General features: G+C 62.3%; 20 protein-coding genes. 7 read left to right on the top strand and 13 right to left on the bottom strand.

The window, feature by feature from the left end; genetic code table 11:
• The first annotated feature begins 144 nt into the window (after window positions 1–144).
• Entirely contained in the window at window positions 145–1383 is a 1239-nt protein-coding gene (locus QWE_RS17060; protein WP_006727411.1) for a GGDEF domain-containing protein, read from the top strand.
• On the opposite strand, the gene QWE_RS17065 is transcribed toward QWE_RS17060, so the two are convergent.
• The 8 genes from QWE_RS17065 to alr form a co-directional block, all read right to left on the bottom strand.
• The gene (locus QWE_RS17065) at window positions 1384–2262 is read right to left on the bottom strand and encodes a DMT family transporter (RefSeq protein ID WP_006727412.1); all 879 of its coding nucleotides are present in this window, start codon (window positions 2260–2262) and stop codon (window positions 1384–1386) included.
• A gap of 49 nt (window positions 2263–2311) precedes the next feature.
• A complete protein-coding gene (locus QWE_RS17070) occupies window positions 2312–3052 on the bottom strand; it encodes an SDR family NAD(P)-dependent oxidoreductase (RefSeq protein WP_006727413.1) in 741 nt (246 codons plus the stop codon).
• A gap of 121 nt (window positions 3053–3173) precedes the next feature.
• Window positions 3174–4664, bottom strand: a complete 1491-nt coding sequence (purF, locus tag QWE_RS17075; RefSeq protein WP_006727415.1) for an amidophosphoribosyltransferase — start codon at window positions 4662–4664, stop codon at window positions 3174–3176.
• 126 nt (window positions 4665–4790) lie between these two features.
• Window positions 4791–5384 (bottom strand): CvpA family protein, encoded by a 594-nt coding sequence (locus QWE_RS17080; protein WP_006727416.1) that lies wholly within the window; start codon window positions 5382–5384, stop codon window positions 4791–4793.
• An 88-nt stretch (window positions 5385–5472) separates the two neighbouring features.
• Window positions 5473–6876, bottom strand: coding sequence for a DNA repair protein RadA (gene radA, locus QWE_RS17085; protein WP_006727418.1), 1404 nt, complete (start codon window positions 6874–6876; stop codon window positions 5473–5475).
• 3 nt (window positions 6877–6879) lie between these two features.
• Window positions 6880–7188: a type II toxin-antitoxin system RelE/ParE family toxin gene (locus QWE_RS17090; protein ID WP_193353714.1), complete on the bottom strand. Its 309-nt coding sequence runs from the start codon at window positions 7186–7188 to the stop codon at window positions 6880–6882.
• Window positions 7127–7420 carry a type II toxin-antitoxin system ParD family antitoxin gene (locus QWE_RS17095; RefSeq protein WP_240532574.1) on the bottom strand — a complete coding sequence of 98 codons (294 nt, stop codon included), beginning with the start codon at window positions 7418–7420 and terminating at the stop codon, window positions 7127–7129. Before QWE_RS17095 ends, QWE_RS17090 begins: the two co-directional genes overlap by 62 nt.
• 87 nt (window positions 7421–7507) lie before the next feature.
• Entirely contained in the window at window positions 7508–8674 is a 1167-nt protein-coding gene (alr, locus tag QWE_RS17100) for an alanine racemase (RefSeq protein WP_040300456.1), read from the bottom strand.
• Between the two features lie 84 nt (window positions 8675–8758).
• On the opposite strand from alr, the gene QWE_RS17105 reads away from it, so the two are divergent.
• The 3 genes from QWE_RS17105 (at window position 8759) to QWE_RS17115 (ending at window position 10689) form a co-directional block, all read left to right on the top strand.
• On the top strand, window positions 8759–9622 hold the full coding sequence (locus QWE_RS17105) for an AraC family transcriptional regulator (RefSeq protein WP_006727422.1): 864 nt from the start codon (window positions 8759–8761) through the stop codon (window positions 9620–9622).
• A 69-nt stretch (window positions 9623–9691) separates the two neighbouring features.
• A complete protein-coding gene (locus QWE_RS17110; RefSeq protein ID WP_006727423.1) occupies window positions 9692–10390 on the top strand; it encodes an AzlC family ABC transporter permease in 699 nt (232 codons plus the stop codon).
• The gene (locus QWE_RS17115) at window positions 10387–10689 is read left to right on the top strand and encodes an AzlD family protein (RefSeq protein ID WP_006727424.1); all 303 of its coding nucleotides are present in this window, start codon (window positions 10387–10389) and stop codon (window positions 10687–10689) included. The genes QWE_RS17110 and QWE_RS17115 overlap by 4 nt, the downstream gene beginning before the upstream one ends.
• Window positions 10690–10729: 40 nt before the next feature.
• Here QWE_RS17115 and QWE_RS17120 read toward each other — a convergent pair whose 3' ends face one another.
• A complete protein-coding gene (locus tag QWE_RS17120; protein WP_006727425.1) occupies window positions 10730–12226 on the bottom strand; it encodes a replicative DNA helicase in 1497 nt (498 codons plus the stop codon).
• Between the two features lie 408 nt (window positions 12227–12634).
• On the opposite strand from QWE_RS17120, the gene QWE_RS17125 reads away from it, so the two are divergent.
• Genes QWE_RS17125 through QWE_RS17135 form a run of 3 tightly spaced genes read left to right on the top strand, consistent with a single transcriptional unit; the run spans window position 12635 to window position 15834 of the window.
• On the top strand, window positions 12635–13090 hold the full coding sequence (locus QWE_RS17125; RefSeq protein WP_006727426.1) for a MarR family winged helix-turn-helix transcriptional regulator: 456 nt from the start codon (window positions 12635–12637) through the stop codon (window positions 13088–13090).
• Window positions 13087–14763 (top strand): MFS transporter, encoded by a 1677-nt coding sequence (locus QWE_RS17130; RefSeq protein WP_006727427.1) that lies wholly within the window; start codon window positions 13087–13089, stop codon window positions 14761–14763. Before QWE_RS17125 ends, QWE_RS17130 begins: the two co-directional genes overlap by 4 nt.
• Window positions 14764–14787: 24 nt before the next feature.
• Window positions 14788–15834: an HlyD family secretion protein gene (locus QWE_RS17135; protein WP_006727428.1), complete on the top strand. Its 1047-nt coding sequence runs from the start codon at window positions 14788–14790 to the stop codon at window positions 15832–15834.
• An 88-nt stretch (window positions 15835–15922) separates the two neighbouring features.
• Here QWE_RS17135 and rplI read toward each other — a convergent pair whose 3' ends face one another.
• The 4 genes from rplI to rpsF form a co-directional block, all read right to left on the bottom strand.
• Window positions 15923–16501, bottom strand: coding sequence for a 50S ribosomal protein L9 (rplI, locus tag QWE_RS17140; protein ID WP_006727429.1), 579 nt, complete (start codon window positions 16499–16501; stop codon window positions 15923–15925).
• Between the two features lie 19 nt (window positions 16502–16520).
• Entirely contained in the window at window positions 16521–17495 is a 975-nt protein-coding gene (locus tag QWE_RS17145) for a DUF2232 domain-containing protein (RefSeq protein WP_006727430.1), read from the bottom strand.
• Between the two features lie 179 nt (window positions 17496–17674).
• Window positions 17675–17923 (bottom strand): 30S ribosomal protein S18, encoded by a 249-nt coding sequence (gene rpsR / locus QWE_RS17150; protein WP_006727431.1) that lies wholly within the window; start codon window positions 17921–17923, stop codon window positions 17675–17677.
• A 23-nt stretch (window positions 17924–17946) separates the two neighbouring features.
• Window positions 17947–18402 carry a 30S ribosomal protein S6 gene (gene rpsF, locus QWE_RS17155; RefSeq protein ID WP_006727432.1) on the bottom strand — a complete coding sequence of 152 codons (456 nt, stop codon included), beginning with the start codon at window positions 18400–18402 and terminating at the stop codon, window positions 17947–17949.
• Window positions 18403–18617: the final 215 nt, after the last annotated feature.

An 18617-nucleotide genomic window follows, 5' to 3' on the forward strand; every position in this document is an offset into this window, starting at 1 on the left:
GAACTTGGTCAAGGGCGCTGCTTTGTGTCGAAATAGGGCGTGAGGAGGAGCGGTCGATGTTGATAGTTGCTCTTCAGGTTAAGTCTTTTTCAAGGTAACTCCCCCTAGCGTGGTACTCCCCCGCCTTCGGAGATGATCTTCGGCATGGACCACACGCTGCATTTGCCTACCATCATGATCGTCCATGCGCTCATCACATTCATCTCGACTGTGGTGACGATCTACATGTGGTCGCGCAATCGGGGCAGCCGGATCCTGCCTCTGCTGGTTGCGGCGGGGATCGCCGCCTGTGCTGCCATGTTGCTGCATTCCGCGCGCAACGTGCTGCCGCTCTTCCTGTCCTCCGGCATTGGTCTCGGCCTTGGTGCGCTCGCCGTCGGCTTCTATTGGCAGGCGGTCGTCGCGTTCGAGGGTGGCAAGGTATCCCTGGCCAAGGCCTCCGCGGGCACGGCCATCTGGACGGCGCTGTTGCTCACGCCTGTCTTCCACCAGTCGATCGAGGTGCGCACCACCGTACTGGGGCTGATCGTTGCTGGCTATTGCTTCCTGACCGCGCGTGAGATCTTGGAGAGGGCCAGGGTCGAACCGCTGCCCTCCCGTTCGATCGCTGCCCTCGCCAATATCATTCGCGGCACCATCTGGCTGGCGCCCGCACCGCTGTCGCTCTTCGTCGGGCCGGCTTACGCGGCGGATGGCTCGACAGCCCCCTGGTTCGCCTATGTCGTTTTGTCGAACTCGATGATGATCGTGCTTTCGCTCGTCGCCCTGCTGATGCTGGCGAAGGAACGGGACGAACTCCGCTATCGCCTGGCGTCCGAGCGCGATCCGCTGACCAATCTCGCCAACCGGCGCACCTTCGTGGCGGAAGCCAAGGCCGCTCTCGGCCAAGAAGGCGGCACGAGCCTCCTCTTGCTCGACATCGATCACTTCAAGATCGTCAACGATACCCATGGCCATGCCGCCGGAGATCAGGTGCTGATCGCCTTTTCGCGCGCCATCGAACGGCGCATGCCCAAAGGATGGCTCTTTGCCCGGCTGGGCGGTGAGGAATTCGCCTGTCTGTTGCCGCGTGTCGGGGTGCAAAAGGCGCTGGCGCTGGCAGAAGAGCTGCGCCTTGCGGTCGCAGACATGGCGATCTCGCCGCTCTCTCCCCTGCAGGTGACTGTCAGCATCGGTGTCGCCGAAGCCAATGCAAGCGGTGCCGATCTCGACATGCTGCTAGCCAGCGCCGATGCCGCCCTTTACCGGGCCAAGGCGGATGGACGAAACTGCGTTCGGCTCTGTGAACCCGCGGTCTTGCTGGACGACACGGCAGCAACGCTCGCCCTTGCCGTGGGGAAGCCGGGTCGGTCGGCCCCCCGCATCCGTCGACGAGGCAAATGATCAGGCGGCGGCGCGCACCGGGCGGACCAGTCCCAGCACCAGCGCACATCCGGCGATGATCACGGCCCCACCCACCAGCTGCAGCACCGTCAGCGGTTCGTCGAGCACGAGAGCCCCGACCAGCACGGCAACGACGGTCACGACGAATTCGACGCTGATCGCGGCCGTCGCGCCGATGCTTTTGACCAGACCGAAATAAAGCACATAGGTCAGCGCGCTCATCAGGGCTGCGAGCGCCACGAGATAGAGGTAGTCGATTGCTGCAGGCGTGCCGGGAACAGGCACGAACCATAGAAGCGGCAGGGTCAGGATTCCACCGGCGATGAAGGAGCCGATGGTCACTTCCCACGGACCGGTGCCGGACAGATGGCGGCTGGCATAATTGCTACCGAAGGCGGCCGAGAAGGTCGAGCCGACCATCGCCGCACAGCCGAGGAGGAATGTTGCGGTCACGGGGACGGCCGGGAAACCGACGAGCATGATGATCCCGATGGTCCCCAGAACGAGCCCGAGCACCCGCGTCGACGTGATCCGCTCCAGCCCCCAGACCTGGGCGATGACCATGGAGAAGAGCGGGATCGACGCAACGAAGATCGCGGCCATCGCCGTGCCGATCAGCGGCGTTGCATAGGATAGCCCCACCAGCTGCCCCGCCACTGTCGTCGCGCCGACGATCGAGAACGGCAGCCAGCCTGCTCCGAAGTCGAGCCGGCGTCGCATCCCTTTTGCAATCACGTAAAGCAGGGCGCCGGCAATGAAGCAGCGGAAGGTCACCGCTCCGATCCAGCCGAAGGCATCGACGACATGCAGGAGCAGCAGGAACGACAGCCCCCAGGCCAGAGACAGATAGGCATAAGCGGCGAAATCTCTGGGCGACATGGGTGATCCTGCTGTTGGTCGGCCGCCGGTTGGGTGGAGGTGCGGGTGCTTACTCCGGCATGCGGTAGTCGACCATCTTGCCTTCGCGAACGATGAAGAGCTTGCCGGTTTCCGTCTGGTCCGGGCCGACGAGCGGCAGGAGTTTGGCGGCGACTTCGGAAGGGTGTGGCAACGTCTCGGGATCTTCGCCCGGCATGGCCTGGGCGCGCATGGCGGTGCGGGTAGCCCCCGGATCGACCGACAGGACACGAAGCGGCAGACGCTGTGTTTCGCCCGCCCATGTGCGCGCCAGCGCCTCGACTGCTGCCTTGGAGGCGGAGTAAGGACCCCAGAACGGGCGGCACTTGTGGGCAGCACCCGAAGAGAGGATCAGCGCACGGCCCTGGTCCGATTTGATCAGCAGCGGCTCGAGTGAGCGGATGAGGCGCCAGGTGGCGGTCACGTTGATGGTCATGACCTTGTCGAACACCTTGGCCTCGACATGGCCGATCGGTGCGATCACGCCGAGCACGCCGGCATTCAGGACAGCGATATCGAGCTTGCCCCAGCGATCGAAGATATGGCCGCCGAGCTGGTCGATCGCCGCCATGTCTGCGAGATCGAAGGGGACCAGCGTCGCCGTACCGCCAACCGCCTTTATCGCGTCATCAAGCTCTTCCAGGCCACCCACGGTGCGGGCACAGGCGATCACATGCGCGCCGGCCTTGGCGAGTTCGATCGCGGTGAAATAGCCGATGCCGCGCGAGGCGCCGGTGACGAGCGCAAGCCGTCCCTTGAGGTCGATGGTCATGGTCTGTCCTGTATCCCTAGAGCATGTCCAGCTTAAGCCGGATCACATGCTCTATCTCCTTGTTTTAACGCAGTCCGGACGCAAAACCGCTGGCGCACTTTTGCTGGACCTGCTCTGGAGCTCAGCCGTTGGCGGCGAGCATGCTTTCCTTGCGGCCGGGCTTCTCGCTCTCCTTGTCGACGAGGCGCGTCGGATAGTCGCCGGTGAAATAGTGGTCGGTGAATTGCGGGTTGGCAGGATCACGCGGTGCGCCGCCAACCGCTGTGTAGAGACCGTCGATCGACAGGAAGGCAAGCGAGTCCGCGCCGATATACTTCGCCATCGCCTCGTCGCCCGCATACTGATTGGCAAGCAGCTTGTCCCGATCCGGCGTGTCGATGCCGTAAAAGTCAGGATGGAAGATCATCGGCGAGGCGACGCGGATATGCACTTCCTTGGCGCCGGCATCGCGGATCATCTGCACGATCTTCAGCGAGGTAGTGCCGCGCACGATGGAATCGTCCACCAGCACCACGCGCTTGCCCTCGATCATCGCCCGGTTGGCCGAATGCTTGAGCTTGACCCCAAAGGCGCGGATCTGCTGTGTCGGCTCGATGAAGGTCCGGCCGACATAATGGTTGCGGATGATGCCGTATTCGAAGGGAATGCCGCTCTGCTGGGCATAGCCGAGGGCCGCCGGTGTGCCGCCATCCGGCACGGGCACCACGACATCGGCTTCGACCGGTGCTTCCTTGGCGAGGTTCATGCCGGCATTCTTGCGGGTGGTGTAGACGTTGCGGCCGGCAACGACCGAGTCCGGGCGGGCGAAATAGACATACTCGAACAGGCAGACCCGTTCCGGCTGCGGACGCGCCGGCATGCGGGATTCGATCGTCACAGAGCCATCGGCCTGCGTTTCGCAGATGATCACTTCGCCGTTCTTCACGTCACGGACAAACTTCGCGCCGATGATGTCGAGCGCACAGGTCTCCGAACAGAAGATCGGCTTGCCGTCGAGTTCACCCATGACGAGCGGACGGATGCCGATCGGGTCGCGGGCGGCAATCAGCTTGGTGCGGGTGAGCGCGATCATCGCATAGCCGCCTTCCATCTGGCGGATTGCATCGATGAAACGATCGGTGGTCGAGGCATGGCGCGAGCGGGCGATCAGATGCAGAACGACTTCGGTATCCGAGGTAGACTGGCAGATCGCGCCGGTCGCAATGATCTGGCGGCGCAGCGTAAGCCCGTTGGTGAAGTTGCCGTTATGGGCAATGGCAATGCCGCCTTCTTCGAGCTCGGCAAAAAGCGGCTGAACGTTGCGCAGGGCCACTTCGCCTGTGGTCGAATAGCGCGTGTGGCCGATCGCCTGCGGACCCGGAAGTTTCGCGAGGGTCGCCGGATTGGTGTAGTGGTCACCGACAAGGCCCATGTGCTTTTCGGTGTAGAACTGGCGCCCGTCGAAGGAGACTATGCCGGCTGCCTCCTGGCCGCGATGCTGTAGCGCGTGCAGACCGAGCGCGGTCAGGGTTGCAGCATCCGGATGACCGAGAATGCCGAACACGCCGCATTCCTCGTGGAACTTGTCGTCCTGGCTGCCATAGACGACGTAAGAAGGGCTGATCTGCTTCATGGCGAGGGCCTTTGCTCCGGGGACAGACGCGGGATGCTGCGCTTTGAACAGGGAAGCCGCCGGTCTGTCCCGATCCGGCGGCATCTGTGTCTTGTCTCAAGTCGCGCGGCCGAAGCCGCGAGAGGATCAGTTGTTCTGGGCCGGAGCCTGTTCTGGCGCCTGCTCGGCGGGAGCCGTTTCGCCGGCCGCACCGGCTTCCGGCTCGTCGCGGCCGAGGATGCGCTCGCGGATCTGCGGCTCGATGTCTTCAGGCAGGACTGCCTCGAGTTTCTGCACGAGCGAATCGAGGAAGGGTTTGGACTTGGAGTTGTTGACCCAGTCCGGTCGCTGCGGCTCGTTGATCAACCAGTTCCAGAAGGCCACCGCAACGACGAGCAACAGCAACCCGCGGGCCGCGCCGAAGAGGAAGCCCAGCGTGCGGTCGAGGGCGCCGATGCGACTGTCGATGATGAAGTCGGCAATGCGCGAGGTAATGAAGGAAATGATGATCAGCGCGATCAGGAAGATGATGCCGGCAGAGCCTGCCATCGCGATCCGCGGATCATCGGTATAGCTCATCACATAGGGAACGAGCAGGGGATAGAGGTAATAGGCGGCGGCAACCGAACCCGCCCAGCTCGCGATGGACAGCACTTCACGCGAGAAGCCGCGTACCATCGCCAGCACCGCTGAAAACAGGACGACGCCGATGACGATACCGTCGAAAATTGTGATGGGCATAAATACCAACTCCAAGGCTGCCGGAAAAGACCGGCATTGATGTCACCGCGATTCCGCCGGAACGCGTGAAACCACGCGTCGGACCGGATCAACCGTCCTCCTGATCCGTGGGGGCTTTCAGCCGGGAACCGGCGATCCGCGCCACGAGATCGGGAAGGCTGTCCACTTCCCTCCATTTGCCAGCCGAACCCTTTGGAAGGTCCGGGGAGGCAGCCGGCAAGACCGCAGCGGAGAAACCGAGCTTTTCCGCCTCTTTCAGCCTTTGGGCCGTGTGGGCCACCGGCCTCACCGCCCCCGACAGGCTGACTTCGCCGAAATAGACGCAATCGGCCGGAAGGGCAATACCGGCCAGCGACGAAACCAGTGCCGAAGCGATTGCCATGTCGGCTGCCGGTTCACTGATCCGGTAGCCGCCGGCAACGTTCAGATAGACGTCATGCTGACCGAGCCTGATCCCGCAATGCGCCTCCAATACCGCCAAAATCATGGCGAGACGGGACGAATCCCAGCCGACGACCGCGCGACGCGGCGTGCCGAGCGAGGTGGCGGCCACCAGTGCCTGCACCTCGACCAGCACGGGCCGCGTGCCCTCCATGCCGGCAAAGACAGCCGCACCCGGGGCTTTCTCGTTGCGTTCGCCGAGGAAGAGTTCGGAGGGATTGGCGACTTCACGCAGGCCCTTGTCCGACATTTCGAAGACGCCAATCTCGTCGGTCGGTCCGAAGCGGTTCTTCACCGTGCGCAGGATGCGATAGTGATGGCCGCGATCGCCTTCGAAATAGAGGACGGCATCGACCATGTGCTCGACGACGCGGGGACCGGCGATCTGCCCTTCCTTGGTGACATGGCCTACCAGCACCATGGTCGCGCCGGTCTGCTTGGCAAAGCGGATCATCGCCTGGACGCCGGTGCGCACCTGGGTCACGGTCCCCGGCGCACTGTCGGCGGTGTCGCTCCACAGCGTCTGGATCGAATCGATGATCACGAGATCCGGCCGCTTGCCTTCCGAGATGGTGGCGAGGATGTCCTCGACATTGGTTTCGGCGGCGAGCAGCACATCCGTATCGGCAGCGCCCAGTCGCTGTGCGCGAAGCCGGACCTGCGCGACCGCTTCTTCGCCCGAGACATAGATCACCCGATGCCCGCGCCGCGCCAGCGCCGCCGCCGCCTGCATCAGGAGTGTCGACTTGCCGATGCCCGGGTCCCCGCCGATCAATACGGCCGAACCGCGCACGAAGCCGCCACCGGTTGCGCGATCGAGTTCGCCCATGCCGGTTGGAATGCGTGGCGCTTCCTCGATCTCGCCGGACAGCGAGGTGAGGGTGACGGGACGGCCCTTCTTCGGCGCCTTGCCGGGGCCCGACCCGATCCCGCCCATCGGATCTTCCTCGACGATGGTGTTCCACTCGCCGCAGCCATCGCATTTGCCCGCCCAGCGGGAGTGCACCGTGCCGCAGTTCTGGCAGATGAATTGAGTCTTGGCTTTGGCCATGAATTACAGGTCGCTTTCGGGGAAATCGTCGGGGGAGATGTTTTGGTGGCCGTGCACGACGCGTAACACAGTGATCGCCTCATCAGAGATCGTGAAATAGATGCATCGGTTCTTGAAGGGAAAGGCTCTCAGTCCGGGGATGAATGAGCGAGGAGCGCCGGTGATACCCAGCTCTGCGATCCACTCCATCTTTCTGTTGATTTCGTGCAGAAGACGTTCAGCGGCGACGGGGTCAAATTCGAGGATGTAGTCATAATGCGCGCGAAGATCGCGGAGTGCCCTTTTGGTCAGCACCAGACGACGTGGTCCCATCCTCCCGTTCCTCCGCCATCCCCATGATGTAGGCCGTCAGTTCCTCTGCGCTGTCGAAGCTCATGACGCGCCCCGCGTCAACGTCATCCATTGCCTCCTGGATGAGCTCGCGAAGGGTGGCTTCCTCCTGCTCTCGCAGCAGCGCAAGGCCGGCCGTGACGACTGCGTCGGCACTGTCGTAAAGTCCGGAATTCATCTGTTCCTCGACAAATTCAGCATCTTGCTTGCTCAACTGAATGTTCCGCACGATGTGCTCCGTTCGGTGAGGAGAACTGGAATGGCTGGAACAATAGCAGAACAAATCCGTCTGCGCCAGACCTCAGTCGTCTCCCTCCAGATAGAGCCGCTCGTAGCGCAGCCCAAGTCCGGTGAGTATTTCGTAGCCGATCGTGCCGGCAGCGCGGGCGACGTCATCGAGAGGCATGGAGGGGCCGAGGAGTTCGATATAGTCGCCGCTGCGCACGGCATTTTCGGGCAGATCGGTGACGTCGAAGATGGTGAGGTCCATGGTGACCCGCCCTACGACCGGCACCCGCTTGCCGGCGATCACGCCATGCGCGCCGGGAAGTCCGGTATCCCGCAGCGGAATACCCGAGCCGGAGAGATTGCGCAGATAGCCGTCGGCATAACCAACGCTCGCGACCGCAAGGCGGCTGTCGCGGGACAGCAGATGGGTCGCACCGTAGGAGACGCTTTCGCCGGCCTTGGCGTCGCGGATCTGCAGAATGCGCGCCTCGGCCTTGATCGCCGGCTGCATCGGGTTTCTGGCGCCGTTCACTGCCTCGCCGCCGTAAAGCGCGATGCCGGGCCGGGTGAGGTCGAAGTGGTAATCCGAGCCGAGGAAGATGCCGGCCGAGGCCGATAGACTGGAATCAACACCTTCGAAAGCGGCGCTAACAATCTGAAATTTATCGAGCTGCCTCCGGTTCATCGGCGAGGTTGGATCGTCGCCACAGGCGAGATGGCTCATCACGAGAACCGGGTCGAGGCTTGCCGGACGCGAGACGTCGTCGACAAGCGCCATCGCATCGGCCATCGGTAGTCCCAGCCGGTTGAAACCGGTATCGACATGAAGGGCGCAAGGGTAGGGGCCGCGCTCGGTGAGCACGGCCATCCAGAAGGCGAGCTGCTCCTCGGACGCGATGACCGGGACCAGGTCGTTCTCGAAGAAGATTTCTTCCTGACCGGGCCAGATACCCGAGAGCACGAAGATGCGGGCTTCAGGGGCATAGGGGCGCAATGTCGCCCCTTCGGCCGGCACGGCGACGAAGAAATCGCGGGCGCCCGCCCTGTAGAGCGTTTGCCCCACATCCTCGATCCCGAGGCCATAGGCATCCGCCTTGACGACGGCTGCCGCCCGCGCCTTGCCCGATCGCCGCGCCATCTCGCGCCAGTTGTCGGCAATGGCCGAGAGGTCAATGGTCAGGCGCAGCGGTGCCGAAAGAAATTCCTCCGGCGCATCGAGGGTGGTGAAACGGTCTGTCATGAAGGCTTCGGGTCGGTTGATCGGACGGCCGACCCTAGCACTTTTCTTCAAGACGAAAATGCGGCGTCCCGATATTATGCTGCTATGCACAGTGTTTCGCAGCAGGAGGCCGCCGAGGCCAATCCAGTCTCACGCAAGGAGCGAACCCGCTTCTGGCGGGACGGGCGGTTCCGCGACATGGAGTGCCTCACCGCTTCCTTCATCACCCATGAGTTTTCGCCCCATTCGCACGACACCTTCTCAATCGGCGCCATCGAAGTCGGCTGTCAGGTGGCAAGCATCCGCGGCACGCGCGAACATACAGGCCCTGGCGCTCTCTACCTCATCAATCCCGGTGAGATCCATGACGGTCAGCCGGGCGCGCCAGATGGTTATCGCTACCGGATGATCTATCCCGAGGTGGCACTGCTGACCGACATCATCGAGGACGTGACCGGCCGCGCCTTCCACGGCATGCCGAGCTTCGGGCGACAGCTTCTGACGGATCCCGGACTCGCCCAGGCCTTCAACCTTGCCCATCGCCGGATCGAAAGCGGTGAGGTTGCTGCCCTCGAAGGTGAAGAGAGCATGTATTGTGTTCTCGCCACCATGTTCGCCCGCCATGGCCACGAGATCATCCGCGCGCCCGATCACAACGAGCCGCTCGCCATGCGCCGCGTCCGCGATCATATCGCTGCCCACTTCGATGAGGAGATTGGCCTCGAGACGTTGGCGAAAGTGGCAAACCTCAGCCGTGCCCACATGATCCGCGCCTTCCGCAAGCAGTATTTCATCACCCCACATGCCTTCCAGACCGATATGCGGATCCGCCACGCTCGTCATCTGCTCCGATCAGGCGCCACCCCATCGGACACCGCTGCTGCCTGCGGTTTTGCCGACCAGGCGCATATGACCCGGCAGTTCAAGGCGCGCACGGGCCTCACCCCCGCCGTCTTTCGTGCCGGCTGATCACTTTCCTTCAACACCTTGGACGACCGCGGCCTTATCCCGGCGAGACACACGTGCAAGGGACTATGCATGCCACCCAAAGTTACCGCCGAAATCCGTCAGGGTTTCAGATCCATTCTGCCGCTCACCGTCGCCGTTGTGCCAATCGGGCTCGTCTTCGGGGCTGTCGCCGCAACCACGGGGCTCTCGGCGCTGGAGGCCCTTCTGATGAGCGTGCTGGTCTTTGCTGGTGGCTCGCAGTTTGTTGCGATGGATCTCTGGAGCCACCCCGCCAGCATCGCAGCACTCGGCATGGCGGCCCTGCTCGTCAATGTCAGACATGTGCTGATGGGCGCCTCGATCGCACGTCGCATGGTGGCGTTCTCGCTTCGGCAGAAGATCATTTCCATGCTCTTCCTCGCCGATGAGATCTGGGCTGTCGCAGAATTCCATGCCCGGGATCATCAGTTGACTCCGGCCTGGTTCTTCGGTGCCGCCTTGCCCTTCTATGCCGCTTGGGTTCTGTCAGGGCTGGTTGGCGCCTTGCTCGGAGGCCTCGTTGGTGATCCTGCCGTGGTCGCCATGGATTTCGTCTTTCCCGCTGTTTTCGTCATCCTCATCGCCGGCTTCTGGCGCGGCCCACGCACCGGTCTGATCCTCATCGGAAGCGGTATCAGCGCCTTGCTGGTTCACCAGTCCGTTCCGGGTGTCTGGTACATCCTCGCCGGCGCGCTCGGGGGTGTCGCCGTCGCGGTCGTTTCTTCGCTGCGCGGGGAGGCGAGGGCATGACGATCGACATGAACACGCTGCTTGCGATCCTCGCCATGGCGGTCGCAACGATTGCGACGCGTCAGGCGGGATTGCTGGTCGGTCGGCTCCTGCAATTGTCGCCGCAAGCCGAAGAGATCCTGGGAGCTATCCCGCCCTCGGTGCTCATGGCTGTGGTGACTCCGACGGCCTTTGCCACCGGCTGGGCGGAGACCGCGGGCTGTGCGGTGGTGGCCTTTGCGGCGACCCGCCTGCCGCTTCTGCCAGCCGCTGCCGCCGGCGTCGTCACCGTTGCGACCTTGAGGGCTGCAGGTCTCTAGCCATGGAAAGGAAAGGGCGCCTCTGGGGCGCCCTCCGATCTCACGGTTCTTCGTATTGAATGAAGCTCGGTTCGGCCAGATCCGCAAAGCGGGTGAACTCCGACTGGAAGGCAAGCTTGACAGTGCCGGTCGGTCCGTGACGCTGCTTGGCGATGATGACGTCGGCCGTACCCTTGACCTTCTCCATATGCGCTTCCCATTCCGGATACTTCGGATCGGCGATGTCGCGAGGCTCGAGGTTCTTCACGTAGTATTCCTCGCGGAACACGAAGAGCACGACGTCGGCATCCTGCTCGATCGAGCCCGATTCGCGAAGGTCGGAAAGCTGCGGGCGCTTGTCTTCGCGGTTTTCAACCTGACGGGAGAGCTGGGAAAGCGCGACGATCGGAACGTTCAGTTCCTTGCCCAGCGATTTCAGCCCCGTGGTGATCTGGGTAATTTCCTGCACGCGGTTTTCGCCCGACTTGCCCGAGCCGGTCATCAGCTGGATATAGTCGATGACCAGGAAGTCGAGACCGCGCTGACGCTTCAGGCGACGCGCACGGGCAGCGAGCTGGGCAATCGAGATACCACCGGTCTGGTCGATGAACAGCGGCACCTTCTGCATGGTCTGGGAAAACCCGACCAGCTTTTCGAATTCGTGCTCGGTGATGTCACCACGGCGGATCTTCGAAGAGGAGACTTCCGTCTGCTCGGACATGATACGGGTGGCGAGCTGTTCTGCCGACATTTCGAGCGAGTAGAAGCCGACGACGCCGCCGTTCTTTGCCTTAAAGGAGCCATCGGGCAGGACTTCCGGCTCGTAGGCGGCCGCGATGTTCCAGGCGATGTTGGTGGCCAGCGAGGTTTTACCCATACCCGGACGACCGGCCAGCACGATCAAGTCGGAGCGCTGCAGACCGCCCATCTTGGCATCGAGCGACATGATGCCGGTGGAGACGCCCGAGAGGTTGCCGTCACGCTCGAAAGCAGCCCCCGCCATGTCGACAGCCTGGGCAACCGCATCCGAGAAGGACTGGAAGCCGCCGTCGTAACGGCCGTTTTCGGCAAGCGCAAAGAGGCGGCGTTCGGTGTCTTCGATCTGCGCCTGCGGCGGCATGTCGAGCGGCGCATCATAGGCGATGTTGACGACGTCCTCGCCGATCTGGATCAGCGAGCGACGCAGAGCCAGGTCGTAGATCGCTCGACCATAGTCTTCCGCATTGATGATGGTGACGGCTTCGGAAGCGAGGCGCGCGAGATATTGCGCGACGGTCAGGTCGCCGACCTTCTGGTCGGCCGGCAGGAAGGTCTTGATCGTGACCGGGTTTGCCGTCTTGCCCATCCTGATGATCTCGGAGGCCACCTCGAAGATCTTCCGATGCAGGGTCTCATAGAGATGCTCGGGCTTCAGAAAGTCCGAAACGCGGTAGAAGGCATCGTTGTTGACGAGAATGGCGCCGAGCAGGGCCTGTTCGGCTTCGATATTGTTCGGAGCCTCCCGATAGAGCGGCTCAGCCGCTTGGATCGGGCTCAGTTTGCGCGCAGCATCATTCATTCGTTCGTATCCGTTCAGTGTGTCGGCGGTGGCTGCACCATAGCGAGAACTTCGGCCAGCGGAATGGCAAGCGCAGCAACCCACATTGATTCACAGGCGCCCCAACGCAACTTTAGAAAAAGCCGAGCAATCCGATCTTTTCGGTTGACTGTGACATCAGGCGAATCGGCCTCGGGAACTCCCATTCTAGCAGAGCGGCACGTTGGATTGACCGCGAAAAATGCATCACCGTTGGGCCTGTGCGCCGCCAGATGGGATCTCGTACCGACAATGACGCTTCCTCGGCTGCGTACGTGATCCATGCTCGAGCTGCATGGCTGCCATCTCATGCACACGCTTGTTTTTCGACGCACGGCGATTAATTAGGGTCAATATAGATAGCAACCTAATTAATAGGAGGCGTTGCAGATGTCGCGGCAGTCCCAGAACGAGCAACTCTTTGACGAAATGTCGGCCTTCAACCGCAAGCTCCGGGCCTTCTTCGACGCCGCCGTGCGGGAGGAGGGGCTGACGCTCGCTCGGGCCCGCGCGCTTTTTGCCATAGCCCGACGCGGACCGATGACGCAAAAGGAACTGGCCGAGGAACTCGAAATCGAGACGCCGACGCTCGTGCGTGTGCTCGACGGCATGGCGCGCCAAGACCTGATCGTCCGGACCGAGGACGCAAACGATCGCCGCGCCAAGCGCATCGCCATGACCGAAGCTGGCAAGTTGGCCTTTGACCGGATGCATGTTCTGGCCGCCGGCTTGCGTGAAGAGATCGCCGATGAAATCTCCGAAAGCGACATCGAAATTGCCCTGTCCGTCGTCCGGCGGCTGACCCGCAATCTGCAGAACCTCGACCAGAAAAAGGTGCGGCCATGAGCACCGTTGTCGAGACAGCCAAGCCGGTCCTGGCTGATGAAACCAGAGTACCTGCGCCGGCAACACCTGCCGAGCCGACCGCACCCGTCATGCCTGCGGCGAAGCCGCTCTGGCTCGGTGCCATCTATGTGGCTTCCGGCCTCTTGCTGTTCATCACCCAGGGATTGGGAATGAACATCGTCAATGCCAATCTCTTCCAGCTGCAGGGCGAATTCTCCGCGACTGCAGTCGAGGCGGCCTGGCTTTCCGCCGCCTACATGGCGCCCTATGCGACACTCTCGATCGCGCTCTTCAAGGTGCGGACCCAATATGGTCTTCGACCATTTGCGGAGTGGAGCATCCTGCTCTTCGTACTGGCCTCTGCACTCAATCTGTTCGTCGATGACCTGCATTCCGCCCTTGTCGTGCGCTTCATCAGCGGCTGTGCCGCGGCTCCGATCTCGACACTGGGCTTCATGTATGTGCTGGAGGCTTTTCCACTGCAGCGGAAGCTCACGCATGGGCTCACCATTGCCTTGACGGGCACATTGCTCGCTGCACCGCTGGCGCGGATGATCTCACCCGGTCTGCTTCAGGTCGAAGGCTGGCAGGCGCTCTATTCCCTGGAGGTCGGTCTGGCGCTGATTTCCATGGCCATCATCTTTTCACTGCCACTCACCCCACCCCCACGGGCGAAGGTGATCGAGCGTATCGACATCCTTTCCTACCTGTTGCTGGCAGCTGGCATCGGCTGTCTCGCCGTCTTCCTGACGCTCGGTCGCCTCTACTGGTGGTTCGAAACCTGGTGGCTTGGGGCGCTGCTTGCTGCATCGATCCTGTTCGTTGCCGCAACGGCACTGATCGAGGCACATCGGACCAATCCGATGCTCGACTTCCGCTGGATCTTCTCGCGCGACAACCTGCATATGGCTGCCGTACTTCTGATCTTTCGCGCTGTGTCTTCGGAGCAGTCATCGACCGCCGTCAGCTTCTTCCAGCAGATCGGACTGCTCAACGATCAGCAATTCGCGCTCTGGGGCTTCGTCCTAATCGCCTCGGTCGCCGGCGGGCTCTTCTGCATGATTCTGATGGCGTCGAGGTTCGTTGCGGCGGCGCATGTTATCGCTCTCGTTCTGATCGCCGGTGGCGCCTATCTCGACAGTCAGGCCACAAGCCTGACCCGCCCCGAGCAGTTCTATCTCAGCCAGAGCATGATCGCCTTCGGTGCGGCCATGTTCCTTCCACCCGTCATGGCCAAGGGCTTCATGGGAGCCCTGCAAAAGGGACCGACCTACATCGTCAACTTCATCGTGATCTTCCTCTTCACACAGATCACCGGCGCCCTTTTGACGACGTCGCTGCTTGGCACCTTCGTCACCATTCGCGAGAAGTTCCATTCGGCCCATTTGGTCGAGAGCATTCTCCTGACCCGGCCGGAAGTCGCGCAGCACGTCAGCCAGTTGGCTGGTGCCTATGGCAAGGTCATCGCCGACCCGGCCCTTCTCAAGGCAGAGGGGCTCGTCCTCCTGTCGCAGCAGGTGACACGCGAGGCTTACGTCCTCGCCTACACCGACACCTTCCTGCTGATCTCACTCGTGACGACCGCAGCGCTTGCCGTGCTCGTCATCCATCTCGCCTGGAATGGTTTGCGCAACATGCGAGCCGCGCCGGTCGAGCAAGCCACCCAATCTTGATGTTTCGAAAAAGAGTCCGCCGCCATGTTGAAGAAAATGTTCACCCCCGTCACCATCCTGATCATTATCGGAGCGTTGCTCGGCACGTCGCTGGTGCTCTACGCCTGGCGCCTGCCGCCATTCACGAGTTCGGTCGAAATGACCGACAACGCTTATGTCCGGGGTTATGTCACCACCTTGAGTCCGCAGGTCAGCGGTTATGTCGTCGACGTCCCGGTGCAGGATTATCAGCCCGTCGAGAAGGGCCAGATCCTCGCCCGCATCGACGATCGCATCTATCGCCAGAAGCTCGCACAGGCAGAGGCAGCCCTTGCCACCCAGAAGGCCGCGCTCGACAATTCGCACCAGCAGGAGGTTGCGGCCCAGGCGAGGATCGCCTCAAGCGAAGCTGCAGTCGATTCGGCTAATGCTGACCTTGAACAGGCGCGAAGTCAGTCGGACCGTCAGGATAGCCTGATCCGCAGTGGCGTCGCGACCACCAGCGCCCAGGAACAGGCTCATGCCACACTCGATCGCGCCCGGGCCGGCATGGCTCAGGCGAAGGCTGCCGTCGACGTCTCGCGCCAGGACCTGCAGACCATCATCGTCAACCGTGGCTCGCTCGAAGCGGCTGTCGCCAATGCGCAGGCCGCAGTGGAACTGGCCAAGATCGATCTGTCCAACACCGAAATTCGCGCTCCCCGCGAAGGCAGGCTTGGCGAGGTTGGCGTGCGCATCGGTCAATATGTGGCCGCAGGCACCCAATTGATGGCGGTTGTGCCGCAGGAAGTCTGGATTATCGCCAATTTCAAGGAAACCCAGCTTGCCGGCATGGTCGTCGGTCAGCCCGTGGAGATCCAGGTGGACGCACTCAATCGCAAGGCGATGCGCGGCCGGATCGAGCGCTTCTCGCCTGCCACAGGCTCGGAATTCTCGGTGATCAAGGCCGACAATGCCAGTGGCAACTTCGTCAAGATCGCGCAGCGCATGGGGGTCCGGATTGCAATCGACGACAAGCAGGATGCCGCATCGCTCCTGACGCCAGGCATGTCGGTCGTCGTGCGCATCGACAAGAGTGCCGAGCCAGCTTGAGCGAAGTGCCGAAGGACAACAAAAAGGCCCGGCCTTGCAATCGCAGGGCCGGGCCTTTTTGTAACGCTACACCCGAAGGTGGGAGCGATTAGGCGTCGTCGCCTTCGTCCATGTCGGCGTCCGGATCGAAGAAGTCTTCCGGACGAAGAGCGTCTTCGTCAACGCCGTAGATGGCGTCGGCCGAGGTCAGGCTTTCGCCCTTGGCCTGGCGCTCGGCTTCTTCAGCCGAACGGGCAACGTTGAGCTCGACGGACAGTTCGACTTCAGCATGCAGGTGCAGGGTGACCTGGTGGATGCCGATCGCCTTGATCGGGGTGTTCAGTTCAACCTGGTTGCGGCCGATGTTGAAGCCTTCGGCGCCCAGGATTTCGACGACGTCACGAGCAGCGACCGAACCGTAGAGCTGGCCGGTTTCGCCAGCCGAACGGACGACGATGAAGGACTTGCCGGAGAGAGCGTCGGCAACGGTCTGGGCTTCCGACTTGCGCTCGAGGTTACGGGCTTCGAGCGTTGCGCGCTCGGCTTCGAAACGCTTCTTGTTGGCTTCGTTAGCGCGCAGCGCCTTGCCCTGCGGCAGCAGGTAGTTACGAGCGAAGCCGTCACGAACCTTAACGGTTTCGCCCATCTGGCCGAGCTTTGCGATGCGTTCGAGGAGAATGACCTGCATTGTCGTGTTCCTTTCAGTGTCAATCAGTTTCGGAATGTTCTTTGTCGGCCTTGGCGGCCGGCGTCAGGGCAACGGTCCGCCGGGTGTCCGAGAGGCCGATGATGAGGGGGATCATGAGCGGCAAGAGCATGATCGAAGAGAGATAGGCGAGGATGAGGGCCGGCAGACGCCAGTCCTTGCCCCGCGTCTTGAGATGCATGGAGGCAAAGCCAGCCATCAGGAAGCCCGCGCCGAAGGTGCCGCAGACAACGGCGCCGATCATCGCAGGCACACCACCCAGGAAGCAGGCGATGATGCCTGCAAGGAAGATGAAGACCGTGTTGCGGTTCATCCGGAGCGCCGAAGGAAAGTCCTCCCGCGGACGCTTGTTGCGGCCGGAAGCCGTTACGATGCGCATGGCGATGTAATACATCATCGTCAGCAGCAGAACCCAGGTGCCGCCCTGAATGATCGGCAGCAGGATGACCATGGTGCGCTTCAACTGCTCGAGCGCCACGGCATCGGGCAGCATGGCCGGATCCTGCGTGCTCATCGCCTGGGTCATCGCATCTACCAGCTGGCCGGTAAATTCCGGACCGAAGCCGATGATCACACCGAGCACGATGACGGCAATCGTCACGAAAGCGCAGAGCTGCAGAAGAATGTCGGAAAGCGGGTACCAGGCCATCAGGTGGTCGGGGCCACCGATTTCGGACGCGGGACGCGCCAGGCTCGACAGATGCGCGAGCCAGCCGGCAGGCGCCAGCGTGAAGATCGCCATGCCGAAGGCAAACATCGGCGACACGCTGACCATGCCGAGCAGGGCGGCTGTCACGATCGCGGTGATTGCGGCAGCATTGCCCCAGCCGAGGCCGACGATCAGGACGGGAAGCGCGGAAGCAGCATAGAGAATGGAGGCAAGCGTCGGCTGTGCCGCAGCACCCAGCACGAGCAGGGCGGCGGTAATCCCGGCAATGAAGCCGGTCGTCAGCGATTTCGCATCCAGTTTTTTCAACGTCGCTGTCCTGCTGTTCTAGCAGTTAGGGGAGGGGCTAGTGCGGTCTCGCAAAAGCATCCCCAACATGGGATTTCGCCTGATGTCGCGGGAGCGCGCCATCTGGCAGTCGGTTCCGATCCGCGCCCAACGCGGAAGGGATGAAGCCCGCCGACGATGTCGGCAGGCTCCGTATCGGATTACGCTACGACGTAAGGCAGCAGGCCGAGGAAACGGGCGCGCTTGATGGCTTGGGCCAGTTCGCGCTGCTTCTTCTGGGAAACTGCGGTGATACGCGAAGGAACGATCTTGCCGCGCTCGGAAATGTAGCGCTGCAGAAGACGGACGTCCTTGTAGTCGATGCGCGGAGCGTTTGCGCCCGAGAAGGGGCAGGTCTTGCGACGACGATGGAAAGGACGGCGGGCCTGAGAAGAGGATGCATCAGCCATTGTGTGTTCTCCTATTGCTCAGATTACGCGCGGTCTTCGCGCGGACGACGCTCGAAGCCACCTTCACGGGGGCCACGGTCCGGACGCGGACCACGATCGCCGAAGTCGCGGCGCGGGCCACGATCGTCGCCGTCACGACGCGGACGGTCGTCACGGTCGCGCTTCTGCATCATGGCAGACGGGCCTTCTTCGTGGGCTTCAACAGCGATGGTCATGTAACGAAGAACGTCTTCGTTGATGCGCATCTGGCGCTCCATTTCGTGAACGGCCGGTGCCGGAGCATCGATGTCCATGAGGGCGTAGTGAGCCTTGCGGTTCTTCTTGATGCGGTAGGTCAGGGACTTGAGGCCCCAGTTTTCTACGCGCCCGACCTTGCCGCCGTTAGCTTCGATAACACCCTTGTACTGTTCGACGAGGGCATCAACCTGCTGAGCGGACATATCCTGCCGGGCAAGGAATACGTGTTCGTAAAGAGCCATGTAAGCTTTGCCTTTTCTTGCGGTTGTCGTCACCCGGATCCGGCGCTAAGCCTCACAGACTGCTCCTGTGCGGGATGAGCCGCGGCAAGAAAAGTAGTGTGTTCGAGACGGTCGAGAGCGGAGACACGGGAGACCGGAAACCCTTATGGTTCCTGCTGCAGACCTTGTGAGCCTGCCAGCCCTCCGTTCAGCCACCAGCCAGAGGACCGGGTGTT

This window comes from Agrobacterium albertimagni AOL15, assembly GCF_000300855.1.
GTDB lineage: Bacteria > Pseudomonadota > Alphaproteobacteria > Rhizobiales > Rhizobiaceae > Allorhizobium > Allorhizobium albertimagni.